Source organism: Streptomyces sp. NPDC088817 (assembly GCF_044750345.1).
Lineage (GTDB): Bacteria > Actinomycetota > Actinomycetes > Streptomycetales > Streptomycetaceae > Streptomyces.
Map to the genome: position 1 here is coordinate 1 of NZ_JBIVJN010000006.1, position 25939 is coordinate 25939.

The window sequence follows — 25939 nt, forward strand, 5'->3', positions numbered from 1 at the left end:
ACGCTCCAGGACCTCATACGCGCATGGACCGGCACATGCCCCACCTGCCACCGCAGCATCCCCGCTTCAGCTCCGCCAGAACACCACCCACGCCAACCAACCTAACGAAGTACTACTAGGGGTCTGCCTCGAAGCCGCGGAGAGTTCTCCGGTGCTGCGTCGAGAGTGGCCCGCGGAGGTGGTCCGGGTCGTCGTACGGCCAGCGGCAGTGCGGCTACCTCCCGTGGAGTACGGGGGCTTGCGGCGGCTGCTCCTGCACGGCATGTCCCGGCTTGTGAGGCGTATCCGGTGCGGGCCGCGGCCCGGCGGGCGCGGAGATGCGGCCCACCGTGGGCGCCCCCGGCGCACGGAGGAGCGTGGTCACCAGGCGCCGTACGCGGGTCCGCGCCCCCGTGGCTCCAGGGCCCGGGGGCCGGGTCAAGTCAGGTCAGGGCTGTCAGTGGGTCGTCGAGGACTGGTTGCCAGGCCAGTTCGGCGGCGCCGACCAGGCTGTTGTGGTCGAGGGTGCAGGAGAGGATCGGGACGACGCCGCTCTGGCCCCACAGGCTGCGGTCGGCGACGACGGCGCGCAGTCGGTCGGGGGCGGCGTCGAGCAGGGTGCGGTGCAGCCCGCCGAGGATGATCCGGTCCGGGTTGAGGATGTTCACCAGCCCGGCCAGGCCCAGACCCAGGCGGTCGACGAGGGTCTCGACGGCCCCGCGCACGGCCGGGTCGTCGTAGTGGTCGCGGACCAGGTCCTCGGCCTGCCGCAGCAGGGACGCCTCAGGACCGATGTCGCGGCCGGCGGCGGTGAGGAACGCCAGCGGATCCGTCTCGACGTCCAGGCAGCCGCGGCTGCCGCAGTGGCAGGGACGGCCCTCGGGATTGACGGTGATGTGGCCGACCTCCAGCGCCAGGCCCGAACTGCCCGTGTGCAGCCGCCCGTCCAGGACCAGCGCGCCGCCCACGCCCCGGTGCCCGGTCGCCACGCACAGCAGGTCGCGCGCACCGCGCCCGGCGCCGTGCCGGTGCTCGGCGAGCGCGGCGAGGTTGACGTCGTTGGCGGCGAAGGCGGGCCCGGTGATCCCGGCGGCGCGCACGCACTGCGCGAAGATACGGCGGACCGGCGCTCCCGCGGGCCAGTCCAGGTGGAGCGGGTTGAGGGCGAGGCCGTCCGGTTCGGCGACGGCGGACGGCACGGCGAGCCCGGCGCCGACGCAGCGCCGGCCGGTCGTGCGCAGCAGCTCGGCGCCGGCCTCGACGACGGAGCCGAGCACCTTCGCGGGATCGGCGTCGACGGTCTCGCAGCCGGGCGCGGTCGCCACGATCCGGCCGCCGAGGCCCACCAGGGCGGCGCGGAAGCCGTCGGCGTGCACCTGCGCGGCGAGGGCGACGGGCCCGTCCTCGGCGACCGCCAGGCGGTGCGAGGGGCGGCCCTGGGAACCGGCCGCCGCGGCGGGCCGGGCGTCGACCCGGATCAGGCCCAGCGCCTCCAGCTCTGCGGCCACCGCGCCGGCCGTCGCCCGGGTCACCCCCAGCTCGGCGGTGAGGACCGCGCGCGTGGGGGCACGGCCGGTGTGCACGAGCTCCAACGCGGGCCCGAGCGCGCCGCGCCCCCGGTCCAGCCGTGTCCTGGAGGTGCTCCCTTCCCCCGGCGTCCGGGGGTCCGCCTTGCCGCTCATGAGGGTGAGTCTCCCATGATCCGCACACCCGTCGACCGGCGACTCGTCCGGCCGCCCCGGTCAGAAGCCGCTCACCCTGAGGGTGAGGTTCAGCCGTCCGGTCAGCCCCAACTCGGGCGGTGCCGTGCCCGGATGGACGCGCGGCACGCCGTGGTGGGCGAGACGGGACGGACCGCCGAACACGAACAGGTCGCCGCTGCGCAGTTCGACGTCGGTCCAGGGCCGGGTGCGGGTCTCGGGGTTGCCGAAGCGGAACACGCACGTGTCGCCGAGGCTCAGCGACACCACGGGCGCGCCGGACTTCTCGTCGCTGTCGCGGTGCATGCCCATGTGCGCCTCGGCGTCGTAGAAGTTGATCAGGGCGATGTCGTACGGCGCCGGACCGGCCGCGCCGGGGCCCAGGGCGTCGCGCACGGCGTCGTGGGCCAGTTCGTCCAGCCACGCGGGGAACGGCTTCACCGGGGCGCCGTCGCCGTCGACGACGGTGTCGGCGTAGCCGTACGGGTACCAGTGCCGGCCCAGGCAGACCTGCCGGGCGGTCATCGTGCCGCCGCCGGGCGTGCGCACCGTGCGCAGGCCGGCCGGCGGGCGGGCCCACTCGCGGCAGGCGGCGAGCAGCGCGCGCTGCCGGCCGGGATCCAGCCAGTCCGGCAGGTGCACGGCGCCCGGCGCGATCTGCCTGCGGTCGCGCGGGAACAGCTCGGCGTCCATGGTTCCCATCCTGCCGGAGACGGCGTGAGCTGGGGCTCCGCTAGCCTTGTCGGGCGATGAACGACCGTATGACCACACCGTGGGGCGAGCTGGAGCTCGCCCGGTTCCCGCAGGATCCGCGTGACCGGCTCCGGGCCTGGGACGCCTCCGACGAGTATCTGCTCGGGCACCTCGACGAGCAGGGCACCGATCTGTCCGGGACCGTCGTGGTCGTCGGCGACCGCTGGGGCGCCCTGGTCACGGCGCTGGCCGCGCACCGGCCGGTGCAGATCACCGACTCCTGCCTCACCCAGGAGGCGACCCGCGCCAACCTCGCCCGGCGCGGTGCGGAGTCCGGCGCGGTGCGCCTGCTGACGACGCAGGATTCCCCGCCCGGCCGGATCGACGTGCTGCTGGTGCGGGTGCCCAGGAGTCTGGCGCTGCTGGAGGACCAGTTGCTGCGCCTGGCGCCCGCGGTGCACGAGGGCACGGTCGTCGTGGGCACCGGGATGGTGAAGGAGATCCACACCTCCACGCTGGCGCTGTTCGAGCGGATCCTCGGCCCCACCCGGACCTCGCTCGCGCGGCGCAAGGCCCGCCTGATCCTCTGCACGCCGGACCCCTCACTGGAGCGGCCGGCGAACCCGTGGCCGCACACCTACACGCTGCCCGACGGCATCGGCGCCGTCTCCGGGCGGACCGTCGTCAACCACGCGGGCGTCTTCTGCGCCGACCGGCTCGACATCGGCACCCGGTTCTTCCTGGGGCACCTGCCGGAAGTCGGAGACTCCAACCGGGTGGTGGACCTGGGCTGCGGCAACGGCGTCGTCGGTACGGCTCTGGCGCTGGCGAATCCCGGTGCCGAAGTGCTGTTCACGGACGAGTCGTTCCAGGCCGTCGCCTCCGCTGAGGACACGTACAGGGCGAACGGCGTTCCGGGACAGGCCGAGTTCCGGGTCGGCGACGCGCTGGCCGGGGTGCCGGCCGGCAGCGTGGACCTGGTGCTGAACAACCCGCCCTTCCACTCGCACCAGGCGACCACGGACGAGACGGCCTGGCGGATGTTCACCGGGGCGCGGCGCGCGCTGCGCCCCGGCGGCGAGCTGTGGGTGATCGGCAACCGCCACCTCGGCTACCACGTCAAGCTGCGCCGGCTGTTCGGCAACAGCCGGCTCGTCGCGAGCGATCCGAAGTTCGTGGTGCTGCGGGCCGTCAAGAGGTAGGCGCGGTACGGCGTGTGCCGATCACGCCGATGAGGCGCTCCACCTCCCCCACCATGGCCTCGCGGCCCACACTCAGGTACTTGCGGGAGTCGACGGCCTCCGGGTGCGCGGCGAGGAAGTCACGGATCGCGGCGGTCATCGCGATGTTGAGGGCGGTGCCGACGTTGACCTTGGCGATGCCCCCGGCGACGGCGGCGGTCAGCTCGCCGTCGGGGACGCCGGAGGATCCGTGCAGGACGAGTGGCACGTCCAGCGCTCCGGCAAGCCGTTTGACCAGGTCGTGGTCGAGGGCCGCGGTGCGCTCGGTCATGGCGTGGGAGTTGCCCACGGCCACGGCCAGGGCGTCCACCCCGGAGTCGGCGACGAACGCGCGCGCCTCGGCGGGGTCGGTGCGCGCGCCGGGGGCGTGGGCGTCCAGCGGCGGCGCGCCGTTCTTTCCGCCGACCTCACCCAACTCGGCCTCGATCCACAGCCCTTGGGCATGGGCCCAGGCCGCGGCGGCGCTGGTCGCGGCGAGGTTGTGCGTGTAGGGCAGCCGGGAGGCGTCGTACATCACGGAGCTGAAGCCGGCGTCGGCCGCCTGGCGCAGCAGGTCGTCGCTCTGCACATGGTCGAGGTGCAACGAGACGGGCACGGTTGCGCGTTCGGCCGCCGCGGCGGCGGCGCGGGCGAGTGGCAGCAGCCGTCCGTAGCGGAACGAGACGGCGTTCTCACTGACTTGGAGGACGACGGGTGCGCCCGCCGCCTCGGCGCCGGCGACGACGGCCTCGACGTGTTCCAGCGTGATGATGTTGAAGGCGACGACTGCGGAGCGCGCGGCGGCGGCCCGGGCGACCAGCTCGCCGGTGGCTGCAAGCGGCACGGTCTGTCCTTTCCGGTGCTGGATCGGGTGACGGTGCGTCAGGGAGTGAGGATCACCGAGCGGGTGAGGTGGCGGGGCCGGTCCGGGTCGAGGCCCCGGGCGGCGGCGACGGCGACGGCGAGCCGCTGGGCGCGGATCAGTTCGGCGAGTGGATCGAGTTCACCCTCGATCCACAGCCCGCCCGTGGCGCGGACCTGTTCGGCGAGCCCTTCCGGTGCCCGGCCGAGCATCCAGGTGGCCGTGCCCTCCGTGGTGACGCTGATGGGGCCGTGTCGGTACTCCATCGCCGGGTAGGCCTCGGTCCAGGACAGCGAGGCCTCGCGCATCTTCAGCCCGGCCTCGTTGGCCAGTCCGACGGTCCAGCCCCGGCCCAGGAAGGTGAACTGCGCGCAGGCGACGAGTTGTTCGGGCAGCGGAGCGGACAGGGCGGTGCGGGCGTCGACGACGACCTCGTCGGTGTGCAGGCCGAGATGGGCGCGCAGCAGGGTGAGGGCTGTGGTCGCGAACCGGGTCTGCACCACGGAGCGTTCGTCCGCGAAGTCCAGGACCACGGTCTCGTCGGCAGCGTCCATCACGGGGGTGCCGGGGTCGGCGGTGATCGCCGTCGTCCGGGTGCGCCCCTTCAACTCCCTCAGCACGTCGAGCACTTCGGTGGTGGTTCCGGAGCGGGTGAGGGCGAGGACCCGGTCGTAGGCACGTGCGTGGGGGAACTCCGAGGCGGCGAAGGCGTCGGTCTCCCCCTGCCCGGAGCCCTCGCGCAGCGCCGCGACGGCCTGGGCCATGAAGTACGACGTGCCGCAGCCGACGATCGCGACCCGCTCCCCCGGCGCGGGCAGCGCCCGGGCGTGGACGGCGACGTCGGCCGCGACGCGGGCCCAGCACTCGTGCTGGCTGGTCAGTTCGTCCTCGACATGGCTCACGGCCCCTCCTCCTGCTCGCACCCGGATGCGTTTTACTGCAAGATAGCGCCGAATTTCGAGCATAATCAAGCATCTTGAGGTGGGCCCGGTGCGTTAGGGTCACGAGGGATCGAGGAAACGGAGGAGGCGGATGTCGCGCGACGCCCGCTGGAAGGCGCTGCTGGAGCTGCTCGTGGAGCGCGGCCGGCTGGACGTCGAGGACGCCGCGACCGTGCTGGGCGTGTCGGCCGCGACGATCCGGCGGGACTTCGACCAGCTCGCCGAGCAGCAGATGCTGGTCCGCACCCGGGGCGGGGCCGTGGTGCACGGCGTCTCCTACGAGCTGCCGCTGCGGTACAAGACCGCCCGCCACGCCTCCGAGAAGCAGCGGATCGCCAAGGCGGTCGCCGAGCTCGTGGCGCCCGGCGAGGCGGTCGGCCTGACCGGCGGCACGACGACCACGGAAGTCGCCCGCGCCCTGGCGGTGCGCGCCGACCTGGCCTCCGGCTCGCCCGCGCTGACCGTGGTGACCAACGCGCTCAACATCGCCAACGAACTCGCCGTCCGGCCCCAGTTCAAGATCGTGCTGACCGGAGGGGTCGCGCGGCCGCAGTCGTACGAGCTCGTCGGGCCGCTGGCGGACGGGGTGCTGAGTCAGATCACGCTCGACGTGGCGGTGCTCGGGGTGGTCGGCTTCGACGCCGCGCACGGCGCGGCGGCGCACGACGAGGCCGAGGCCGCCGTCAACCGGCTGCTGTGCGAGCGCGCCGAGCGTGTCGTCGTGGCCGCCGACTCCAGCAAGCTGGGCCGGCGGGCCTTCGCCCGCATCTGCGCGGCCGAGTCGGTGGACACCCTGGTCACGGACACTGCGGCGGGGCCGGAGACGGTGCGCGCGTTCGAGGAGGCGGGCCTGCGGGTGCTGATCGTCTGACGGCGCCCCTCCCGCGTCCGGGTCACAGCCGCACGAAGCCCACGCCCCGGACGTCGTTGCAGCCGCAGGGGGTGGTCCGGCCGTCGTCCGGCGGCCCCTGCTGGGCCTTGAGCGCCACGCTCGTCAGACTCATCAGCAGATCGACGTCGGCCGAGCCGTCGAGGCGGACCGTCACCCACGGGGAGCCCGGCACGACGCGGATCGCGGCGAAGCGCCGCAGGTCGCGCTCCAGGCGGCGGATCGCCCGGACGGTCAGACGCAGGTCGACGTCCCGGTCGGAGTGGAAGTGGGCGATCTCCTCGCCCGCCGAACTGAGCGCCTGCCCGTTTCCGCAGCTCGGCACCGCCTCCGAGAGGTCCGGCCAGGTTGCCAGCTGAGCGAGTGCGCGCGCGGCGAGCGTCATGGATCCATCATGGCGTGCTCACCGTACGGCAACGACCCTGTGAGAAAGCCTTAACCGATCCGTGTCCGAAAGGCCCGGCGCCGTCCGTCGGCCCGTGCGCTCCACGGCGGTCCCGAGGAGGCCGTGCCACCGGCCCCGGCCGTCCCGTTCCGGGCTCCCCGGAGGCCTTGGACCCCCGCCGGGGGGCACACTGGCAGTAGGGGCCGTCGATGCTCACGAGGGGGTGCCGAAGGTGGCACGTCGTGCGGGAGTGTGGCTGTGGCGCTGGCGGCGCAATCCGCTCAGGCGCACCAGTGACGTGGTCGAGGCCTGGATCCTGCTCGTCGCCTGGGTCCTGGCCGTGGCCGGCGGCGTCCTCGCGGGCGTGCTGACGGCGGGCGCGATGCAGCAGGCCGCGGACCGGGTACGCGCCGACACCCACTCGGTGCCGGCCATGGTGACGCAGGAGGCGACCCGCGGGGCGGTCCGGCCGGTGGGCAGCGTCCTGGGCTGGGGTACGGTCCGCTGGACGGACGCGGACGGCTCGGCGCACACGGGCCGGACCAGGGTCCCGGTCTCCGCGACCCCCGGCGACCACGTCACGGTGTGGGCGAACGGGCAGGGCACGCTGACGCCCCCGCCGGCCTCGGCGGCCGACATCGCCTTCCAGACGACCCTGGGCGGCCTCTGGGCGGGAACGACCACGGCGGGTGTCGTCATCGGCGGTGCCAAGCTGGCCCGGATCCGGCTCGACCGCAGGCGCTTCACCCAGTGGGACGAGGAGTGGGCGCGCGTGGACACGCCCTGGGGGTGGAAGACCGGCTGACTGCAGGTGGAGGACCGGGGGAAGGGCGCCCCGCCCCGAACTGATCGCCCTGGACTTCGAGCCCGAACGACCCGGCGGACGGCACCGGCCCGCCGGGTTCCCGCGATCAGAGCGAGGAAGTGCCCATGCCCGGCCACCGTTCCACCACCGAGGCGGAGAAGCTCGCACAGGCCAAGCTCGGCGGCGTCCACCTGCGACGGGAGCAGATGGCGGCGGTCGCGGGCATCCACCGGGCCGCCTCCGCGGTCCGCCAGCACCTGGAGAACTCCGTGCTGCGCGGCTCGGACCTGACCTGGACCGCGTTCGTCGTGCTCTGGGTGGTCTGGGTGTGGGGCGAGTCGGAGACCCGGCACGTGGCCGAGGAGGCCGGCATCTCCAAGGGCACCCTGACGGGTGTCTCCCACACGCTGGAGTCGCGCGGGCTGCTGCGCCGCACCGGGCACCCCACCGACGGCCGGCTCGTCCTGCTCTCGCTCAGCGCCGAGGGCGAGGAGTTCATGAGCCGGGTCTTCCCCGAGTTCAACGAGGAAGAGGCCTTCGTCACCGCGCGGTTGACCGGCGAGGAGTGCCGGAGTCTGGCGGGGATGCTGCGGCGTGTGGTCCTTCAGGTCGAGGACCACGGCGAGGAACGCCGCCGCTCGCTGCTGGACGGCGCGGACCCGGCGCCGCGCCGCAGCGGGCGCCGCGCCAAGGGCTGACCCCGACGGGTTCCGCGCCGGCCCGCCTCGTCAGGTCATCCGGCCGGGCACCTCCGGGTGTTCGACCCGGCAGACCAGGGCGTCCTTCACGACGTCCGCGACGATCGTGTCACCGGGGTCGGCCGAGTCGCTCAGCAGCAGGGAGGCGATGCGGTTGTCGAGTTCGGCCTGGATGGTGCGACGCAGCGGACGGGCGCCGAACTCGGGCTGGTGGCCGTGGGCGATCAGCAGCTTCTTCGCCGCGTCGGTGACCTCCAGGTCCAGGCCCTGGGCGCGCACACGCCGGCGGCTGTGGTCGAGGAGCAGGTCCAGGATCCGGCCGAGGTCGTCCTCGCTGAGGCCGTGGAAGATGATGATGTCGTCGATGCGGTTGAGGAACTCGGGCAGGAAGCGTCCGCGCAGATCCTCCATCAGCTGGTCCTTGATGGCGGCGACGTTCCCGTGGTGGACGAGGATCCGCTGGGCGCCGATGTTGGAGGTCATGATGACCACGGTGTTGCGGAAGTCGACGGTACGGCCCTGGGCGTCGGTGAGGCGGCCGTCGTCGAGGACCTGGAGCAGGGTGTTGAAGACGTCCGGGTGGGCCTTCTCCACCTCGTCGAAGAGCAGCACGCTGTAGGGCTGGCGGCGCACCTTCTCGGTGAGCTGGCCGGCCTCCTCGTGGCCGACGTAGCCGGGCGGGGCGCCGACGAGCCGGGAGACGGTGTGCTTCTCCTGGAACTCGCTCATGTCGAAGCGGACCATCCGGTCCTCGTCCCCGAACAGCAACTCGGCGAGCGCCTTGGCCAGTTCGGTCTTGCCGACCCCGGTGGGGCCGAGGAACAGGAAGGAGCCGACGGGCCGGTTGGGGTCGCTCATGCCGGCGCGGCTGCGGCGCACCGCCTGCGCGATCGCGGTGACGGCCTCGTCCTGGCCGACGATCCGTGAGTGCAGCGCGTCCTCCAGCTTCAGCAGCCGCTCCTTCTCGCTCTCGGTGAGCTGGGCGACGGGGATGCCGGTATGCCGGGACAGCACGTCGGCGATGTCCTCGACGGTCACCTCGAGGACGCCCTCGCGGCGCTCGGCGAGACCCTCCAGTTCCGTCTCCACTTCGGCGATCCGGTCCTTGATCTCGGAGGCCCGTTCGAAGGCCTCGGCGGCGACGGCCTGGTCCTTCTCGCGGCGCAGCTTGGCCAGCCGGTCCTCGCGTTCGACGACCTCGGTGGACCGGCCCAGGGACCGCAGCCGCACCCGGGCGCCGGCCTGGTCGAGCAGGTCGATGGCCTTGTCGGGCAGGAACCGGTCGCTGACGTAGCGGTCCGACAGCTCGGCCGCGGCGATGAGGGCGTCGTCGCTGTAGCGGACCTGGTGGTGGGCCTCGTAGGAGTCGCGCAGCCCCTCCAGGATCTGCACGGTCTCCTCGACGCTCGGCTCGGGCACCATGACGGGCTGGAAGCGGCGTTCCAGGGCGGCGTCCTTCTCCACGTACCGCCGGTACTCGTCGAGGGTGGTGGCTCCGACGACATGCAGCTCACCGCGGGCGAGGGCCGGTTTGAGGATGTTGCCCGCGTCCATGGCGCCCTCGCCCGTGGCGCCGGCGCCGACGACGGTGTGCAGTTCGTCCAGGAACAGGATCGTCGACTCGGAGGCCGCCTTGACCTCGTCGATGACGTTCTTCAGCCGCTCCTCGAACTGGCCCCGGTACTGGGCGCCCGCCACCAGTCCGGTGAGGTCCAGGGCGACCACCCGCTTGTTCTCCAGGGTCTTCGGCACGTCCTCGTTGACGATCCGCTGGGCCAGCCCCTCGACGATCGCGGTCTTGCCGACGCCGGGCTCGCCGATCAGGACGGGGTTGTTCTTCGTCCGGCGGGAGAGGACCTCGACGGTCTGCTCGATCTCCGCGGCCCGCCCCACCACCGGGTCCAGCTTCGCGGCGCGGGCCTCCTGGGTCAGGTCGCGCCCGTACTGGTCCAGGGTCGGGGTGTCGCTCGGGGGTTCGGCGCCGCCGGGTGCCGTGTCGGGGCGGGAGACGGCGTCGGCGCTGCGGCGCAGCTGGTCCGTCTCGATGCCGTGGGCGCTGAGGGCGCGTGCCGCCGCGGCGCCCGGGGTGTCGAGGAGCGCGCCGAGGATGTGCTCGGGGCCGATGTACGACACTCCGGCCGCCCGGGAGTGCTCGTAGGCGCGCAGCAGCACCCGCTTGGCGGCCGGGGTGAGGCCGGGCTGCGCGGAGGGGGTGCCGCTCTCGCCGGGCAGCGCCTCGGCGAGGGCCGCGCCGAGGCGGTCCGGGTCGGCTCCGGCCTGGGCGAGCAGGCCGCGGGCCGGCTCCACCTGGGTGCACGCCCAGAGCAGATGCTCGGTGTCCAGGTCGGAGCTGCCGTCCTCGGCCGCCCGCCCGGTGGCCTGGTTGATCAGCTCGCGCGCGGAGTCGGTCAGCAGCCGCCCGATCGGCACCCGCTGCACCTGCGGGGGCGCCGCGCCCGGCGTCATGCCGAAGAAACGGTTGAGGATCTCGGAGAACGGGTCCTGGCCGCCGAAGGAGGCGCCGAAGGGGGACATCGTCATGATCGCCGTCCGGAACGTGGGCAATGAGTCACCTTCCAGCCCAACCCGCCGAATGGAGTATCGCAACGCGACCTACGCCGGTCCGGTGCGGTCGCCTCCGGCGGAGCCCGCGGCACACCGTCCCGCCCGGGCCGACCGCCGGACCGGCACCCACCGCCGAACGGCCGGGCCCGGCGCCGCGGTGCGGGCGTGCCCGAAGGGCACCCACAGGGGCCTGCTGCCGCACGGCCACGGTGAGCGGCCGGGCCGCAGACCCTCCGCACACCACCGCGACGCCCGGACCGGCCGCCAAACCGGCCCCCACCGCCGAGCGGCCCGGGCCCGCCGCCGCAGCGGGGGCGGCCACAGGGGCTCTGCAGCACGGGCGCGGGTGCGCGGCCGAGGCGCGGGCCCCCCGCATGTCACCGTGCCGGGGGCGCCGCGGTGGTGGACCGGCACCCCACGTCGCCGCCCACGGCCGCATACCGGACTTTCTCCCGGCGGCGACCCGACGCGTTCGGGACGGGCTTCGCCGTGGACGGCGTCGACGGGCTGCCGGGCGCCGCTCCAAATGGTCAGCCCAGCCAGCCTGGGCGTACCAGGCCCGATTCGTAGGCCAGGACGACCAGTTGGGCGCGGTCGCGGGCGCCGAGTTTGACCATGGTGCGGCTGACGTGGGTCTTGGCGGTGAGGGGGCTGACGACCAGACGGCGGGCGATCTCCTCGTTGGACAGGCCGATGCCGACCAGGGCCATCACCTCGCGTTCGCGCTCGGTGAGCTGCGCGAGGGCGTCGGCGGCCGCCGGTTCCTTGGAGCGGGCGGCGAACTCGGCGATCAGGCGCCGTGTCACACCGGGAGAGAGCAGGGCGTCGCCGCCGACCACCGCCCGTACCGCGCGCAGGAGTTCGTCGGGTTCGGTGTCCTTGACCAGGAAGCCGGAGGCGCCCGAGCGGATCGCCTCGAAGACGTACTCGTCGAGCTCGAAGGTGGTGAGCATGACCACCTTGACGTCCTTCAGCCGAGGCTCGCCCGTGATACGGCGGGTGGCGGCCAGTCCGTCGAGCAGCGGCATGCGGATGTCCATGAGCACCACGTCGGGGCTCAGCTCGCGCACCTTGCGCAGGGCCTCCTCCCCGTCCGCCGCCTCCCCGGCGACCTCGATGTCCGGCTGGGCGTCGAGCAGCGCCCTGAAGCCGGCCCGCACCAGCGACTGGTCGTCGGCCAGCAGTACCCGGATCACCGGTTCTCCTCCTCGGTCGTCAGGGGCAGTACGGCCAGCACCCGCCAGCCGCCGTCGGGGCGCGCGCCCGCGTCGATGGTGCCACCGAGCGCGGCGGCCCGCTCCCGCATCCCGGCCAGGCCGTTGCCGCTGCCACCGGCGTCCGCCCCGGTGGCGGGCCCGTCGTCGTCGACGCGCAGCCGCAGCGCGCGGCGGTCGTGGTCGAGGCGCACGCGCGCGTGCCGTGAGCCCGAGTGGCGTACGACGTTGGTGAGCGCCTCCTGCACGATGCGGAAGGCGGCGAGGTCCGTGCCCGGCGGCAGCCGCGGCGGCGCCCCCCGCACCTCGACGGTGAGCCCGGCTGTCGCCGCCTGGTCCACCAGCTCGGACAGCCGGTCCAGGCCTGGCGCGGGAGCACGGGGGGCGTCACCGGGGGTGCGCAGGGTGTCGAGCACCTGCCGCACCTCCCCCAGCGCCTCCTTGCTGGCGACCTTGATGGTGGCCAGCGCCGTACGCGCCTGCTCCGGGTCGGTGTCGAGCAGGGCGAGGCCGACGCCCGCCTGCACGTTGATGACGGAGATGCTGTGGGCGAGGACGTCGTGCAGTTCGCGGGCGATCCGCAGCCGTTCCTCGTCGGCCCGCCGCCGAGCGGCCTGGGTGCGCTCGGCGCGTTCCTTGGCCCACTGCTCGCGGCGCACACGGGCCAGCTCCGAGACCGCGACGACGGCCACCACCCAGGTGGCGACGGCCAGTTCCTGCCCCCAGGAGGCGGCGGTGTCCCCGGGCGGGGGCAGCCAGCGGTACAGCCAGAGCGCGATCAGCGCGTGCGCGGCCCACAGGGCGCCCACCGCCGCCCACGCGGCCCTGCGGTGCCCGGAGACGACGGCGCTGAAGCAGCTGATCACGACGGCCAGGAGGACGGGCCCGTACGGGTATCCGGCGGCGAAGTAGACGAGGGTGGTCGCCGCCGTGCCGCACACCACGAACGCCGGATACCGCTTGCGCCACAGCAGCATTCCCGAGGTCACGAGCAGCAGCGCGAGGCCGAAGGCGTCGACGGGCACCCGGTGGCCGTGCTGGTTGTGGGCCGAGAAGTGGGTGCCGACCAGCACGAAGGCGGTGAACAGCGCGGTGGAGAGCCACGGCCGGCGATGGCCGGGCACCGCCTCCTCGTCGGCGGCGCGGTGCCACCACGGGGGGCCGTGCCGCCACCACTGCGGCGGGCCGCCCCGGCGTACGCGCTGCTCCGTCATGACCGCCACGCTAAACGCCCGGCGCCGCCGGGGCGTCAGCCGGACGAGGTGATCACACGTACTCCCCGGGAAGTACGCGCCGTCATGGCCGCCCCGAAAACACGGCGCTCTCGCGAGCCTCGGGGAAACCCGCGCCGCGTGAGCGCCCGGGACGTCGCACCGGCGCACCGCGCGGTTTCCCGGCCGGTCCCCGCTGCGGTCAGGCCCGCAGTCCGATTCCGTGCGCGAGTCGCGCCACCGCGTGCCGGAAGAACGGCTCGCGGTCCTCCACCAACCGGTTGAACTGGCCGAACAGCTCGAACCCGACCAGCCCGAACAGCTGCGCCCACGCGGCGACGAGCGCGGGCCCCACCTCGGGCGGCAGGCCGGGCGCCAGGTCCGCGGTGATCCGCTCGGCCTCGCCCCGCAGCTCGGCGGGGAGCGGCGGCTCCGTCAGCCCGTCCCGTTCATGGGCGTCGCGCACGATGCCGATGAGGACCAGGCCGACGCGGGCCGCGGCGGGGACCGTCGTCATCGGGGCGGTGTAACCGGGCACGGGGGTGCCGTAGATGAGGGCGTACTCGTGCGGGTGGGCGAGCGCCCAGTCGCGCACCGCCTCGCACACGGCGGTCCAGCGCGTCAGGGGCTCGGCGCCGGCCGCCTCCGCGTTCGCCGCCTCCGCGGCCTCGCCCACGGAGTCGTAGGCGTCGATGATGAGCGCGGTCAGCAGGTCGTCGCGGCTCGGGAAGTACCGGTACAGCGCGGAGGAGACCATGCCGAGTGCGCGTGCCACGGCGCGCAGGGAGAGTTTCGCGGCGCCCTCGGCCGCGAGCTGTCTGCGGGCCTCGTCCTTGATCGCCGCGGTGATCTCCGTCCTGGCCCGGGCGCGGGCTCCCTGTGCTGTGCTCATGCCCCCAGTGTTCCATGAATGCAGAGCACCGCACACAAAAAAGAGCAGTGCTCTTGCTTTGGATCACCGATCCACTCCACACTGTTCGTCGAGCGAGAGCACTGCTCTCCCCAACCGAACCCATGGGGGTCACCATGTCGTCCGCGTCGTCTTCGTCGTCTTCGTCGTCTTCTTCGTCGTCCTCGCCGTACTACCTCAAGGGCAGCCCGACGGCCGTCCGGCTCAACGGCGTCATCGGCTGGCTGGCCCGCCGCGGGCTGAGCCTCGCCGGCTCGGCCGAGCTGACGGTGCGCGGCCGTACGAGCGGCAAGCAGCAGCGCATTCCCGTCAACCCGCACACGTACGAGGGCGCGCAGTACCTCGTCTCGGCGCGCGGCCACTCCCAGTGGGTGCGCAACATGCGCGCGGCGGGCGGCGGGGAGCTGCGCGTCGGGCGGAAGGTCCGCGAGTTCACCGCGGTGGAGCTGCCCGACGCCGAGAAGCTCCCGGTCCTGCGGACCTACCTGGAGCGGTGGGGCTGGCAGGTCGACGGGTACTTCAAGGGCGTCACGGCGAAGTCCTCCGACGAGGAGATCACCGCGGCCGCCCCCGACCACCCGGTCTTCCGCATCACGGTCAGGAACTGACCGGGTCCTCGGCGGCGGGCGGGGCCGGCCGCCGGTCCAGCGCCGTCAGGGCGCGGTGGGCCATGGGGTGGGTGCGCACGAGCTCACCGAGCGAGGTCGAACCCTGAGTGATCTCCTTGAACGCCTTCCAGGCCGGCCGGAAGCCGGTCAGGACGGCGTGGAAGATCCCCGGCCGGCGCTCGAACGCCGCGAGCATCCGCTTGCCCACGGCCATCTCCACGCCCAGCCCCGCCTTGATCGCGAACGCGTAGTTCAGGGCCTGGCGCCGGGTGTCCACCGCGTCGTGCGCCTCGGCGACACGCACAGCCCACTCCCCCGCGAGCCGCCCGGACCTGAGCGCGAAGGAGATGCCCTCACGCGTCCACGGTTCGAGGAGTCCGGCAGCGTCTCCGCACACCAGCACCCGCCCGCGCGAGAGCGGCGAGTCCTCGGCCCGGCAGCGCGTCAGATGCCCCGAGGAGATGCTCGGTTCGAACCCGGCCAGGCCCAGCCGGGCGATGAAGTCTTCCAAGTACCGCTTGGTGGCCGCGCCTTCGCCGCGCGCCGAGATCACCCCGACGGTCAGCGTGTCCGCCTTGGGGAAGACCCAGCCGTAACTGCCGGGCATCGGCCCCCAGTCGATGAGCACCCGCCCGCGCCAGTCCTCGGCGACGGTCTCGGGCACCGGGATCTCCGCCTCCAGGCCGAGGTCCACCTGGTCCATCTTCACCCCGACATGGGCTCCTATCCGGCCGGCGCTGCCGTCGGCGCCGACCACCGCGCGCGCGAGCACCGTCTCACCGCCCTGGAGCACCACGGCGACCGTGCGCCGGTCCGGCACCGCCGAACCGTGCTGCTCGACCCGCGAGACCGCGGCGCCGGTCCGCAGCTCGGCGCCGGCCTTCTGCGCGTGCTCGACCAACTGCTGGTCGAACTCGGGCCGGTTGATCAGGCCGAACAGCATCTGCTTGGAGCGGCGGGTGCGGGTGAAGCGGCCGTTGTGGGAGAAGGTCACCGCGTGCACGCGGTCCTTCAGCGGCAGCTCGAAGCCGGGCGGCAGCGAGTCGCGCGAGGGTCCGATGATGCCGCCGCCGCACGTCTTGTACCGGGGCAGCTCCGCCTTCTCCAGCAACAGCACACGCCGTCCCGCGACCGCCGCCGCGTAGGCGGCCGAGGCCCCCGCGGGTCCCGCGCCCACCACGACGACGTCCCACACCCGCTGCACGTCTTCCGCCGAAGAGTTGTCGCTGCTCACGATGGTCTACCGCTCCCGATCAAGCCGCCTGCCGCTGCTGTCTCCCGCATCCTACGGCGGCCCCGGCGGTGGGCCGCTGTGGGAGGATCAGCAGCGTACGTGCCCCGTACACAGGGTCGCGCCTACGCTGACACGATCATCCGGAATACAGAAGTGCTCGGAAGCATCTCCCCGATGCTCACGAGTTCTCCTTCGCACCTACAAGGAGCGTGCCCATGTCGACTAATCCGGTCGCGGAGACCGTCGCGTCCCTGATGCCCAGGGCGCGGGAGGAACTCGCCGAGCTGGTGGCCTTCCGGTCGGTGGCGGACTTCGACCAGTACCCGAGGAGCGAGAGCGAGGGCGCCGCGAACTGGATCGCCGGCGCGCTGCGCGCCGAGGGCTTCACTGACGTGGCGCTGCTCGACACTCCGGACGGCACCCAGTCGGTCTACGGCTGCCTGCCGGGTCCGGAGGGCGCGAGGACGGTCCTGCTCTACGCCCACTACGACGTGCAGCCGCCGCTGGACGAGGCCGGCTGGACCAGCCCGCCCTTCGAGCTGACCGAGCGCGACGGCCGCTGGTTCGGACGAGGCGCCGCCGACTGCAAGGGCGGCCTCATCATGCACCTGCTCGCCCTGCGCGCCCTGAAGGCCGACGGCGGCGTCCCGGTCAACGTCAAGGTGATAGCCGAGGGCTCCGAGGAGCAGGGCACCGGCGGCCTGGAGCGCTACGCCGAGGAGCACCCCGAACTCCTGACCGCCGACACCATCGTCATCGGCGACACCGGCAACTTCCGCGTCGGTCTGCCCACCGTCACCAGCACCCTGCGCGGCATGACCATGGTCCGGATCCAGGTCGACACCCTCGAAGGCAACCTGCACTCCGGCCAGTTCGGCGGTGCCGCCCCGGACGCGCTCGCCGCGCTGATCCGGGTCCTCGACTCGCTGCGCGCCGAGGACGGCTCGACGGCCGTCGACGGCCTGGCCGGCGACTCCGTCTGGGACGGCCTGGCCTACGAGGAGGAGCAGTTCCGCAAGGACGCCAAGGTGCTGGACGGCGTGGAGCTGATCGGCTCCGGCACGGTCGCCGACCGCATCTGGGCCCGCCCCGCCGTGACCGTGCTCGGCATCGACTGCCCGCCGGTCGTCGGCGCCACCCCGTCCGTGCAGGCCGGCGCCCGTGCCCTGGTCAGCCTGCGGGTGCCGCCGGGCGTCGACGCGGGCGAGGCGACCAAGCTGCTCCAGGCCCACCTGGAGGCCCACACCCCGTGGGGCGCCCGGGTGCGCACCGAGCAGATCGGCCAGGGCCAGGCCTTCCGCGCCGACACCACCAGCCCGGCCTACCGGGCGATGGCCGACGCGATGGCGGTCGCCTACCCCGGCCAGGACATGCAGTACGCCGGTCAGGGCGGCTCCATCCCGCTGTGCAACACCCTCGCCGCCCTCTACCCGCAGGCCGAGATCCTGCTGATCGGCCTGAGCGAGCCGGAGGCGCAGATCCACGCCCTGAACGAGAGCGTCTCCCCCGAGGAACTGGAGCGCCTGTCGGTCGCGGAGGCGCTGTTCCTGCGCAACTACGCGGCGAGCTGACCCTCGCTCCGTCCACGGCCCGGGTCCTTCGCCGCACGGCGGCGCCCCGGGCCGCGGACGCACTCGGAACAGCCTTGCCGTTCATCTCCCCTGCCATGGTGCGCAGTTCGCGGGGCAGAAGAAGCTGACGGGTACCCGGCGTCCGGCCGAGGATGGGATCATGAACCACTCCACCCGCATCGCCGCCCATGCCGACATCGCCACCACGCTCTCCCTCCACAGCGACGGCGAGCTCGCTCAACTCCTGGCGGGCGGCAAGCCGTTCGGTACCGGGATCGGCGGCCGTTCCGCGATCGTCGACGTGGACGGCCACCAGGTCTTCGTCAAGTACGTGCGCCTGACCGACGTCGAACGGCACCCCGACCACCTGCGGTCGACCGCGAACCTCTTCGACCTGCCGCCCTACTTCCACTACGGCATCGGCAGCCCCGGACTCGGGGCGTGGCGCGAACTCGCCGCGCACCGCATGACGACCGACTGGGTTCTCTCGGGCCGCTTCTCCGGCTTCCCCCTGCTGCACCACTGGCGGGCGCTGCCCGACACCCCGGGACCGATGCCGGAGCTGCTGGCCGACGTGGAGCGGACGGTCGCCTACTGGGGCGGTGCCCCGCAGGTGGAGGACCGCATCGAGGCCCTGCGCACGGCGACCGCGAGCCTGGTCCTGTTTTTGGAGTACGTGCCCTACACCGCGGACGAGTGGCTCGCCGCCCGGCTCGACGGCGACGCGGCGGACAGCGCGTGCGAGTTCGTCGAAACCGGTCTCGAGGCCCTCACCGGCTTCCTGCACGAGCACCGGCTGCTGCATCTGGACGCGCACTTCCACAACATCCTCACCGACGGCACCCGCCTGTACCTCTCCGACTTCGGCCTCGCGCTGAGCGACCGGTTCCGGCTCACCGACCCGGAGCGGGAGTTCTTCGGCCGGCACCGCGGCTACGACCGCGCCTACACCGTCACGCACCTGGTGAACTGGCTCGTCAACGCCCTGTACACGTACGACCTGGAGGAGCGCCGCGCCTTCGTCCGCGCCTGCGCGGAAGGAGCACGGCCCGAGGGCGTCCCGGCGGCGGCCGCGACGCTCCTGACCCGCCACGCGCCGGTCGCCGCGCGCCTGAACGCCTTCCACGACCGTCTGCGCAAGGAGAGCAGGCTGACCCCCTACCCGTACGAGGAACTGCGAGACGTCCGCGACAACGCCGTGCGGTCGGCGTAGGCACGCGGCCTCAGCCGACCGGGACGCCCGCCTCCAGGTACACCGCCGAGCCGCGCTCACGGGCCCGCAGCGCCCAGCACAGCCGGGCGTAGCGGACGGGCGGGAGCAGGTCGGCCGCCTCTTGCTCGGTGACGAAGCGGCAGTCGCGCAGCTCGGGTCCGGGCAGCAGCAGGCGCCTGGCCGCCGCCGAGTCCAGCCGGCCGCCGTCGAAGAGGAAGCGCAGACCGCCGAAGGCGGGCGGCGCGGGCGGCTCCCAGTCCACGACGAGGAGCCGGGGCATCTCGTCCAGCCGTACGCCCGTCTCCTCGGCGACCTCGCGCATGCCCGCGCGGGCCGGGGCCTCGCCGGGTTCGACGACACCGCCGGGGAACTCCCAGCCGGGCTTGTAGGTGGGGTCGACGAGCAGCACACGGTCTTGTTCGTCGAACAGGAGCACTCCGGAGGCGACGGTCTCGGCCGTGGGCTCCGGGGTCTGCACGATGTCGCAGACGGGCGCGGCACCGTTGCTGACGGCCTCGACGATGCGGACGGCCGTCTCGTGCGGGGTGAGCGCGCTGGTGTCGACGGGGTGGGCGTCGGCGGTGAGCCAGGAGGCCAGGGCGGTCCGGTAGGGCTCGATGTGGTCGTAGGCCCACTGGCGGACGCGTATCTCGCCGTCGGGCAGGTCGGGCGGGACCTCCCGATGGGCTATGCGCTCACGCAGGATCGTTTCGGCCGGTGCCAGGAGCACGTGCCGTACGGCGACGCGGCGGGCGGCGAGCCCGCCGAAGATCTCGTCGCGGTACTCCTGGCGCAGCAGGGTCATGGGCACCACGAGGGTCCCGCCCAGCTCGGCGAGCATCGCGGCCGCCGTGTCGATCACCATGCGCCGCCAGATCGGCAGGTCCTGGTAGTCGCCGGCCTCGGCGAGGTGCTTGGGCGGCAGCAGATACGTCAGCGCACCGCCGATGACCTCGGGGTCGAAGAGCGTACTGTTCGGGATCAGTTCGATCAGTTCCCGTGCGGTGGTCGTCTTCCCCGCACCGAAAGCGCCGTTGATCCAGACGATCACGGGTCCCCCTCTGCTGTCGGCCCCCTGTGGCTTGCCCGCTCCACCCTGCCACGGAAACCAGCCCCAGTTGAGGACTGCCCACGGGACGGCGCCGGCACCCCCGCGGCGGGGGTGCCGGCGCCGGGCGGACGGGGGTCAGCCGTGGTGCTGCCCGGAGGCGTCGTCGTCCGTGGCGAGGCCTTCCTGACCGACGACCTGGTCGACGGTGCCCACGATGTCCTTCACGCTGCGATCGCCGAGCCCGTCGTGGTCGACGGCGTGCGACGGAGAGACGGCGGCCACGACGAAACCGGTGGCCAGGGACGCGAGGGCGAGCATGCTGCGCTTCTTCATGCTCGGTTCAACTGCGCCGGCCGCCAGGGGGTCACGGCCGTGCACCCGACCGGGAGCACTCAGCCCTTCGTCGAGCCCAGGGTCAGGCCGGCGACGAAGTGGCGTTGCAGGAGCAGGAAGACCAGGGAGGAGGTGATCGGGAGCTTGTCGGGGTCGGAGATGAAGATCAGGGCCCACAGGAAGTCGTTGTAGACCCAGGTGAACTCCAGGGTGGCCAGGGCCGCGAGGGCCGGGCGGCACAGCGGCAGGGTGATGCGCCAGAACCGGGTCCACACGCCGGCGCCGTCGACGATCGCCGCCTCCAGGATCTCCTGGGGCAGCGTGCGCATGAAGTTGGCCAGGACGAAGACGCAGAAGCCCGGCTGGAAGCCGATGTTGACGACGATGACGGCCCAGTAGGAGTCGTACATCGTCAGTGAGCCGGACATCCACCACGGCAGCGGGATGCGGTTGAACAGGACGTAGAGGGGCGTGACGATCACCTGCTGCGGGAGCAGGTTGCCCGCCGTGAAGAAGACCAGCAGGACGAGGCCGCCGCGCAGTCTCAGGCGCGAGACCGCGAACGCCACGAACGCGGCCAGGAACAGGGTGACGAGCACCGCGGGCACCGCGATGATCAGCGTGTTGACGAAGTACCTGCCCATGCCGGACTCGGTGTAGGCCTGCCGGTAGTACGCGAAGGACAGATGGCTGGGCCAGGAGAAGTAGCCGTGCCGCGCGGTGTCCTGGTACGGGCGCAGTGAGGCGTAGACCGCGAGCAGCAGCGGCGCGACGAACGCCAGCGACACCGCCGCGAGGAAGATCTGCACGCCCCAGCGGCCCCGCCGCCGGGGGTCCCGCGGGCGACGGCGCCGGGCGGTGTACGGGCGCGGTGGTGCGGATGTCCGCCGTCATCGGTCATCCAGGGCCCGGCAGGCGGCAATCACGTCGGCGGCGTAGTAGGCCGAGTCCGCCCGCACGATCAGCATGCCGGCCACGCCGCAGGCACGGGCGGTGCGGATGGCCTCGGCGGCGAACGAGTCCGCCCCACGCACGGAGTTCACACCGCCCCGGCGCAAGCGGGTGGCGGCGATGACCGGGGCGGCGAGTGGCGTGGAGAGCGTCGCGATCAGCGCGTTCAGGCCCTTGACCTTGTTGTATCCGTAGCCGACGCCCTGCTTGGCATAGCCGTGGGTCGGCTTGATGGTGTCGTCCAGATCGAGGTAGGCGACCGTGCCCATGCCGGGCAGCAGCGGGGTGTGCGGCCAGGCGTGGCAGGAACCGGCGGAAGACGGCGTGCAGTTGCTTCACGTGCCCGTGGGTGAAGGACCGCAGGAAGCTGCCCAGCGTGGACAGTGCCCGCACCCCGGTGAACAGGCGCTTCATCGCTCCGTGCCGCAGCCGGTCCATGGTCGTGCGTGCTGGAAGCCTGAAGAACTCCCATCATCGCAGGTCACAGGGCACTTCCTCGTTCCCGGCAACATCACCGCCGCACATCAACCGGTGGATCCGGGTTCAGGCGCAGGTTGATGTAGTCGAAGGTGCCCATGGCGGGCCGGCCGTCCTTGTCGCTGAAGGCGACCGGGGTGCCGTCCTTGGACATCTCCTTGGCCAGCGCGATGAACTGGTCCCAGGTCTTGGGCTGTTGGTAGCCCTTCTGCTGGAACAGGCTCTTCCGGTGGAAGACGGCCCACGGATAGTAGTAGTACGGCACGAAGAACTGCCGGCCGTCGTGCGTCGACTGCGCCTTGAGGGCGTCGGAGAACCCGGAGAACGACGACCACACGTCGCTGATGTCGGTCAGCAGCCCCTTCTCCGCGAAGTACTGCATCCGATACCCGGCAAACCACATGAAGACGTCGTCGGGTCGGCCCTGGAGATACCGGTTGATGTTCTCCTGGAAGTCGTTGTGGTCCTTGGTGTTGACCTTGACCTTCTTGCCGGACTGCTTCCGGTAGGCGTCGAACGCCGCCGTGTACGCCTTCTTCGGCACCGCGTCCGAGGCGTTCGACCCGACGGTGACCTCGTCCTTGCCTCCGCCGGGGCCGGAGCCGCAGGCGGACAGCAGGGCGGGAAGGGTGACCACGCCCGCTCCGGCGGCCGCGCCGCGCAGACATTGCGCCGGGAGATCCGCTGTCCTGCCTCACCGGTCGGCGGGACGAGGCGGTTGAACGATGACTGCGTCATGTCCCCCTCCTCGGGGTGTCACCTCAACACAACCGAACGCGAGAGTGGGATTTCACCGCCAACTGACGGGGCAGTCAGAGGATCTGACGGTATATCGAACAACCGTTACGACTTCTCTTCCAACAGAGATGGACACGTCCTACCATAACCGCGCACTGATGACGCGGACATGACGTCATCCCGCCTTTCGCGAGTACGGAGGAGCGTTCTCATGCGTCACCCGCACACGCGCACCGCCCGCCGCACCCTGGTCGGGGCCCTGGCCGCAGGACTGCTGTGCACCACGGGGCTCGCCGTCCCCGCCGTCGCCGCGCCCGCCCCGGCGGCCTCCGCACGGGCCTCCGTCACGCCCGCGCGGGCCGACGGACTCGCCCTCACGCCTCCCATGGGCTTCAACAACTGGAACTCCACCAACTGCCGGGCCGAGTTCGACGAGCCCATGGTCAAGGGCATCGCCGACCTCTTCGTCGCCAAGGGGCTGAAGGACGCCGGGTACCAGTACGTCAACCTCGACGACTGCTGGGCCCTGCCCGCCCGCGACGCGAACGGCAAGCTCGTGCCCGACCCGGTCAGATTCCCCCACGGCATCGGAGCCGTCGCCGACTACGTGCACTCCAAGGGGCTCAAGCTCGGCATCTACACCAGCGCCGGTACCAAGACGTGCAACAACGCGGGTTTCCCCGGCGCGCTCGGCCACGAGTACAGCGACGCCCAGCAGTTCGCCGACTGGGGCGTGGACTACCTCAAGTACGACAACTGCAACAACCAGGGCGTGGACGCCAGGCTCCGGTACACCACCATGCGGGACGCCCTGAAGGCGACCGGCCGGCCCATCGTCTACAGCATCTGCGAATGGGGCCAGAACAGACCCTGGGAATGGGCCGCCGACATCGGGCATTTGTGGCGCACCACCGATGACATCAGCGACAACTGGGGCTCGATGCTGTCAATCCTCAAGCAGAACCTGCCGCTCGCCCCGTACGCCGGTCCGGGCCACTGGAACGACCCCGACATGCTGGAGGTCGGCAACGGCGGCATGACGGACACCGAGTACCGCACGCACTTCTCGATGTGGTCCATCATGGCCGCACCCCTCCTCATCGGCTCGGACCTGCGCAAGGCCTCCGAGGCGACCCTCGGCATCCTGGGCAACGAGGAGGTCATCGCCGTCGACCAGGACCCGCTGGGCAAGCAGGGCGCCGTCGTCTCCTCCGAGGACGGACGCTGGGTCGTGGCCAAGGAGATGAAGGACGGCAGCCGCGCCGTCGCCCTGTTCAACGAGACGGGCAGCCCGCAGCGCGTCGCCACCACCGCGCGGGCCGTGGGCCTGCCCGGCGCCGCCGCCTACACCCTGCGCGACCTGTGGGAGCACCGCTCCTACAACACCGCGGGCACGATCTCGGCGACCGTTCCGGCGCACGGCACCGTCCTGGTCCGGGTCCGCCCCGACCGCCACTGGGCCGCGAATCCGCCCGCCGTCGAACTAGGCCTGGACGGCAACCTGTTGCTGGAGGCGGGCAAGCCGGCGACGCTCACCACGACCGTGACCGACCTGGGCCGTACGCCCGCCACGCAGGTCTCCGTGGCGCTGACCGGCCCCGCGGGCTGGACGGTACGGCCCGAGTCGGCGGTGCGGGCCCCGGCCGTACCGACGGGGAAGGCACTGCGCACCCGCTGGACGGTCACCGCACCGGCGGGAACCCCGACGGGCTCGTACGACCTGACGCTCAGGGCGAGCCACCGCTCCCCCGGCGGCGTACGCGTCGACAGCGCCCTGGCCCTCGCCGCCGGTGTGGTGGTGCGGCCACCCGCCGGGACGTCGTACCTCAGTGACCTCCCCTGGCTGTCGGCCGCCAACGGCTACGGCCCGGTGGAGCGCGACACCAGCAACGGCGAGAGCGCCGCGGGCGACGGCCATCCGATCACCCTCGGCGGGGTCGTGTACGCCAAGGGGCTCGGCGTCCACGCGGACAGCGCCGTCGAGTTCTACACGGGCGGGGGCTGCCGGACGGTCACCGCGGACGTCGGCGTCGACGACGAGAAGGACGGCAGGGGTACGGTGGCGTTCGAGATCTGGGCGGACGGCCGGAAGGCGGCCGCCACCGGAGTGCTCACCAACGCGATGGGCGCCCGCCCGCTGTCGGCGGACGTGACCGGCGCCCAGGTGATCCGCCTCGTCGTCACCGACGGCGGCGACGGCATCGACTCCGACCACGCGGACTGGGCGGACGCCCGACTGGTGTGCTGAGCGGCCCCGGTGGTCCAGGGCTGACCAGGGAGTGGTGAGCGATTGCGGGGTGGTCGGCGATCCGCCCCCCGGATCGCCGGCCGCCGCCCCGGGCCGGGAACGGCGTCCGTAGCTTCAGACCGTCGTCCCCGGGCTCAACCCCTGGACCACCGCCCGCTCCCCCGACCCGCCGGCCGCCGACTCAACTCCTGGTCAGTCGGGCGCCGGCTCAGCCCCGGGTCGCCGGCCGGCGGTTCAGAGCCGGAGCGCCGGCCGCCATCCGTCGCCTCAGACCCCGGCCGCCGTGACGTCCGTCCGCGCCGTGAGCGCTGCCGCCGCCGCTCCCACCAGACCGGCGTCCGTGCCGGTCTGGGCCGGGGCGACCGTGAGACGCCGTACGAAGGAAAGGGTGGCGTAGTCGGTCAGGGCCCGGCGCAGCGGGGCGAGGAGCACGTCCCCCGCCTTGGCCACTCCGCCGCCGATCACCGCGATGTCGATCTCGACCAGCGTCGCGGTGGCGGCGATGCCCGCGGCCAGGGCGCGGGCGGCGCGGGCGAAGGAGGCCACGGCGACCGGGTCCCCGGCGCGCGCGGCGGCGGCCACCGCGGCGGCCGAGGTGTCGCCGTCGGGGCCCGGGCGCCAGCCCTGTTCCAGGGCCCGGCGGGCGATGTTCGGGCCGCTCGCCAGGCGCTCCACGCAGCCGCGCGAACCGCACGGGCACGGGTCGCCGTCGAGGTCGACGCTGATGTGGCCGATGTGCCCGGAGTTGCCGGTCGGGCCGGGGTGGAGCCGCCCGTTGAGGACCAGGCCGCCCCCGACACCCGTGGAGACCACCATGCACAGCGCGTTGTCGTGTCCCCGGGCGGCGCCCTGCCAGTGCTCGGCCGCCGTGATGGCCACGCCGTCGCCGATCAGCTCCACGGGCAGGCCGCCGGTCGCGGCGCGGGCCCGCTCGACCAACGGGTACTCCCGCCAGCCGGGCACGTTGACGGGGCTGACCGTGCCCGCGGAGGCGTCGACCGGGCCCGCGCTCCCGATGCCAAGGGCCGTGGCACGCCCCCACAGCGGCGAGGCGCCCAGCTCGCCGAGCACCTCCTCCACGGCCCGCATCACGGTGTCGCCGTCCTCCTGCGCGGGCGTCGGGCGCTGCGCGCGCACCAGGATGCCGCCGCGGCCGTCCACCAGCGCTCCGGCGATCTTGGTGCCGCCGATGTCCAGAGCGGCCACGAGGTGGGTGTGCATCAGAGTCAGATCTCCCCGTCAACCATGAGAAAACCAAGAGGTGGGCGCGGTCCGGTATCGCCGTGGGGCGGCGCGGGCCGGAGTGTTCGGTGGACAGTCTCTCGTGCCTATGACAACGTTGTCCAGGTTCTATGCTCGACGCCACATCCTCATACGAACCCATGGACCGACGCATCCCCGTGGACGCGATTCGTCCCCGTGGACGACAGGACAGGACGCCGC

The 25939-nt window shown here is 72.8% G+C and carries 23 protein-coding genes and 1 pseudogene; 8 read left to right on the top strand and 16 right to left on the bottom strand.

Annotation, left to right across the window (positions count from 1 at the left end):
• Positions 1-422: 422 nt before the first annotated feature.
• Both ACIP4X_RS12600 and ACIP4X_RS12605 read right to left on the bottom strand, forming a co-directional pair.
• A complete protein-coding gene (locus ACIP4X_RS12600) occupies positions 423-1661 on the bottom strand; it encodes an ROK family protein (protein WP_401348143.1) in 1239 nt (412 codons plus the stop codon).
• Positions 1662-1721: 60 nt separating this feature from the next.
• The gene (locus ACIP4X_RS12605; RefSeq protein WP_358732885.1) at positions 1722-2372 is read right to left on the bottom strand and encodes an alpha-ketoglutarate-dependent dioxygenase AlkB; all 651 of its coding nucleotides are present in this window, start codon (positions 2370-2372) and stop codon (positions 1722-1724) included.
• Between the two features lie 68 nt (positions 2373-2440).
• On the opposite strand from ACIP4X_RS12605, the gene ACIP4X_RS12610 reads away from it, so the two are divergent.
• Positions 2441-3574: a methyltransferase gene (locus ACIP4X_RS12610; protein ID WP_358733040.1), complete on the top strand. Its 1134-nt coding sequence runs from the start codon at positions 2441-2443 to the stop codon at positions 3572-3574.
• Here ACIP4X_RS12610 and ACIP4X_RS12615 read toward each other — a convergent pair.
• Both ACIP4X_RS12615 and ACIP4X_RS12620 read right to left on the bottom strand, forming a co-directional pair.
• On the bottom strand, positions 3564-4436 hold the full coding sequence (locus ACIP4X_RS12615) for a ketose-bisphosphate aldolase (protein ID WP_358732883.1): 873 nt from the start codon (positions 4434-4436) through the stop codon (positions 3564-3566). The genes ACIP4X_RS12610 and ACIP4X_RS12615 overlap by 11 nt on opposite strands.
• A 38-nt stretch (positions 4437-4474) precedes the next feature.
• Complete coding sequence (locus ACIP4X_RS12620) at positions 4475-5356, bottom strand: SIS domain-containing protein (protein WP_391454792.1); 882 nt, start codon at positions 5354-5356, stop codon at positions 4475-4477.
• A 130-nt stretch (positions 5357-5486) separates the two neighbouring features.
• Between ACIP4X_RS12620 and ACIP4X_RS12625 the strand changes: the two genes are divergently transcribed.
• Positions 5487-6266, top strand: coding sequence for a DeoR/GlpR family DNA-binding transcription regulator (locus ACIP4X_RS12625; protein WP_358732880.1), 780 nt, complete (start codon positions 5487-5489; stop codon positions 6264-6266).
• A gap of 22 nt (positions 6267-6288) precedes the next feature.
• On the opposite strand, the gene ACIP4X_RS12630 is transcribed toward ACIP4X_RS12625, so the two are convergent.
• Positions 6289-6669, bottom strand: coding sequence for a luciferase family protein (locus tag ACIP4X_RS12630; protein ID WP_358732878.1), 381 nt, complete (start codon positions 6667-6669; stop codon positions 6289-6291).
• 232 nt (positions 6670-6901) lie between these two features.
• Here ACIP4X_RS12630 and ACIP4X_RS12635 point away from each other — a divergent pair, with 232 nt between their 5' ends.
• Entirely contained in the window at positions 6902-7474 is a 573-nt protein-coding gene (locus ACIP4X_RS12635; RefSeq protein ID WP_358732876.1) for a hypothetical protein, read from the top strand.
• Between the two features lie 125 nt (positions 7475-7599).
• On the top strand, positions 7600-8172 hold the full coding sequence (locus ACIP4X_RS12640) for a MarR family transcriptional regulator (protein ID WP_358732875.1): 573 nt from the start codon (positions 7600-7602) through the stop codon (positions 8170-8172).
• A gap of 30 nt (positions 8173-8202) precedes the next feature.
• Here ACIP4X_RS12640 and ACIP4X_RS12645 read toward each other — a convergent pair whose 3' ends face one another.
• From ACIP4X_RS12645 to ACIP4X_RS12660, 4 genes are all read right to left on the bottom strand, one after another.
• The gene (locus tag ACIP4X_RS12645) at positions 8203-10713 is read right to left on the bottom strand and encodes an ATP-dependent Clp protease ATP-binding subunit (RefSeq protein WP_358732873.1); all 2511 of its coding nucleotides are present in this window, start codon (positions 10711-10713) and stop codon (positions 8203-8205) included.
• 554 nt (positions 10714-11267) lie between these two features.
• A complete protein-coding gene (locus ACIP4X_RS12650) occupies positions 11268-11933 on the bottom strand; it encodes a response regulator transcription factor (protein ID WP_358732871.1) in 666 nt (221 codons plus the stop codon).
• Entirely contained in the window at positions 11930-13165 is a 1236-nt protein-coding gene (locus ACIP4X_RS12655; RefSeq protein WP_358732869.1) for a sensor histidine kinase, read from the bottom strand. Before ACIP4X_RS12655 ends, ACIP4X_RS12650 begins: the two co-directional genes overlap by 4 nt.
• Positions 13166-13364: 199 nt before the next feature.
• A complete protein-coding gene (locus ACIP4X_RS12660) occupies positions 13365-14054 on the bottom strand; it encodes a TetR/AcrR family transcriptional regulator (protein ID WP_358732867.1) in 690 nt (229 codons plus the stop codon).
• A gap of 134 nt (positions 14055-14188) precedes the next feature.
• Here ACIP4X_RS12660 and ACIP4X_RS12665 point away from each other — a divergent pair, with 134 nt between their 5' ends.
• The gene (locus tag ACIP4X_RS12665; RefSeq protein WP_358732865.1) at positions 14189-14680 is read left to right on the top strand and encodes a nitroreductase family deazaflavin-dependent oxidoreductase; all 492 of its coding nucleotides are present in this window, start codon (positions 14189-14191) and stop codon (positions 14678-14680) included.
• Here the strand turns inward: ACIP4X_RS12665 and ACIP4X_RS12670 are convergent.
• Positions 14670-15914, bottom strand: a complete 1245-nt coding sequence (locus ACIP4X_RS12670; protein WP_358732863.1) for a geranylgeranyl reductase family protein — start codon at positions 15912-15914, stop codon at positions 14670-14672. The genes ACIP4X_RS12665 and ACIP4X_RS12670 overlap by 11 nt on opposite strands.
• A gap of 215 nt (positions 15915-16129) precedes the next feature.
• Here ACIP4X_RS12670 and ACIP4X_RS12675 point away from each other — a divergent pair, with 215 nt between their 5' ends.
• Together ACIP4X_RS12675 and ACIP4X_RS12680 are read left to right on the top strand one after the other, a co-directional pair.
• Positions 16130-17485: a dipeptidase gene (locus ACIP4X_RS12675; RefSeq protein ID WP_358732861.1), complete on the top strand. Its 1356-nt coding sequence runs from the start codon at positions 16130-16132 to the stop codon at positions 17483-17485.
• Positions 17486-17645: 160 nt separating this feature from the next.
• A complete protein-coding gene (locus ACIP4X_RS12680; protein ID WP_358732860.1) occupies positions 17646-18698 on the top strand; it encodes a protein kinase family protein in 1053 nt (350 codons plus the stop codon).
• Positions 18699-18708: 10 nt separating this feature from the next.
• Here ACIP4X_RS12680 and ACIP4X_RS12685 read toward each other — a convergent pair whose 3' ends face one another.
• The 5 genes and pseudogenes from ACIP4X_RS12685 to ACIP4X_RS12705 form a co-directional block, all read right to left on the bottom strand.
• Positions 18709-19749: an NUDIX domain-containing protein gene (locus tag ACIP4X_RS12685; protein WP_358732858.1), complete on the bottom strand. Its 1041-nt coding sequence runs from the start codon at positions 19747-19749 to the stop codon at positions 18709-18711.
• Between the two features lie 135 nt (positions 19750-19884).
• The gene (locus tag ACIP4X_RS12690) at positions 19885-20082 is read right to left on the bottom strand and encodes a hypothetical protein (protein WP_358732856.1); all 198 of its coding nucleotides are present in this window, start codon (positions 20080-20082) and stop codon (positions 19885-19887) included.
• 59 nt (positions 20083-20141) lie between these two features.
• Positions 20142-20891 (bottom strand): ABC transporter permease subunit, encoded by a 750-nt coding sequence (locus tag ACIP4X_RS12695; RefSeq protein ID WP_391454793.1) that lies wholly within the window; start codon positions 20889-20891, stop codon positions 20142-20144.
• 81 nt (positions 20892-20972) lie between these two features.
• Positions 20973-21302, bottom strand: a complete 330-nt coding sequence (locus ACIP4X_RS12700) for a hypothetical protein (protein ID WP_358732854.1) — start codon at positions 21300-21302, stop codon at positions 20973-20975.
• Between the two features lie 272 nt (positions 21303-21574).
• Positions 21575-22174 (bottom strand): annotated as a pseudogene (locus tag ACIP4X_RS12705) (ABC transporter substrate-binding protein); the annotation flags it as partial.
• A gap of 285 nt (positions 22175-22459) precedes the next feature.
• Here ACIP4X_RS12705 and ACIP4X_RS12710 point away from each other — a divergent pair.
• Positions 22460-24496, top strand: coding sequence for an NPCBM/NEW2 domain-containing protein (locus ACIP4X_RS12710; RefSeq protein ID WP_401348157.1), 2037 nt, complete (start codon positions 22460-22462; stop codon positions 24494-24496).
• A gap of 267 nt (positions 24497-24763) precedes the next feature.
• Here the strand turns inward: ACIP4X_RS12710 and ACIP4X_RS12715 are convergent, their stop codons facing one another.
• Positions 24764-25717 (bottom strand): ROK family protein, encoded by a 954-nt coding sequence (locus tag ACIP4X_RS12715; protein ID WP_358732850.1) that lies wholly within the window; start codon positions 25715-25717, stop codon positions 24764-24766.
• Positions 25718-25939: the final 222 nt, after the last annotated feature.

Coding starts and splice junctions, on each gene's coding strand:
- ACIP4X_RS12610 (WP_358733040.1), top strand. CDS start 2,441: ATGACCACACCGTGGGGCGAGCTGGAGCTCGCCCGGTTCCCGCAGGAT.
- ACIP4X_RS12640 (WP_358732875.1), top strand. CDS start 7,600: ATGCCCGGCCACCGTTCCACCACCGAGGCGGAGAAGCTCGCACAGGCC.
- ACIP4X_RS12665 (WP_358732865.1), top strand. CDS start 14,189: ATGTCGTCCGCGTCGTCTTCGTCGTCTTCGTCGTCTTCTTCGTCGTCC.
- ACIP4X_RS12660 (WP_358732867.1), bottom strand. CDS start 14,054: ATGAGCACAGCACAGGGAGCCCGCGCCCGGGCCAGGACGGAGATCACC.
- ACIP4X_RS12715 (WP_358732850.1), bottom strand. CDS start 25,717: ATGCACACCCACCTCGTGGCCGCTCTGGACATCGGCGGCACCAAGATC.
- ACIP4X_RS12710 (WP_401348157.1), top strand. CDS start 22,460: ATGCGTCACCCGCACACGCGCACCGCCCGCCGCACCCTGGTCGGGGCC.
- ACIP4X_RS12600 (WP_401348143.1), bottom strand. CDS start 1,661: ATGAGCGGCAAGGCGGACCCCCGGACGCCGGGGGAAGGGAGCACCTCC.
- ACIP4X_RS12680 (WP_358732860.1), top strand. CDS start 17,646: ATGAACCACTCCACCCGCATCGCCGCCCATGCCGACATCGCCACCACG.
- ACIP4X_RS12675 (WP_358732861.1), top strand. CDS start 16,130: ATGTCGACTAATCCGGTCGCGGAGACCGTCGCGTCCCTGATGCCCAGG.
- ACIP4X_RS12625 (WP_358732880.1), top strand. CDS start 5,487: ATGTCGCGCGACGCCCGCTGGAAGGCGCTGCTGGAGCTGCTCGTGGAG.
- ACIP4X_RS12690 (WP_358732856.1), bottom strand. CDS start 20,082: ATGAAGAAGCGCAGCATGCTCGCCCTCGCGTCCCTGGCCACCGGTTTC.
- ACIP4X_RS12605 (WP_358732885.1), bottom strand. CDS start 2,372: ATGGACGCCGAGCTGTTCCCGCGCGACCGCAGGCAGATCGCGCCGGGC.
- ACIP4X_RS12700 (WP_358732854.1), bottom strand. CDS start 21,302: ATGGGCACGGTCGCCTACCTCGATCTGGACGACACCATCAAGCCGACC.
- ACIP4X_RS12655 (WP_358732869.1), bottom strand. CDS start 13,165: ATGACGGAGCAGCGCGTACGCCGGGGCGGCCCGCCGCAGTGGTGGCGG.
- ACIP4X_RS12630 (WP_358732878.1), bottom strand. CDS start 6,669: ATGACGCTCGCCGCGCGCGCACTCGCTCAGCTGGCAACCTGGCCGGAC.
- ACIP4X_RS12645 (WP_358732873.1), bottom strand. CDS start 10,713: ATGACGATGTCCCCCTTCGGCGCCTCCTTCGGCGGCCAGGACCCGTTC.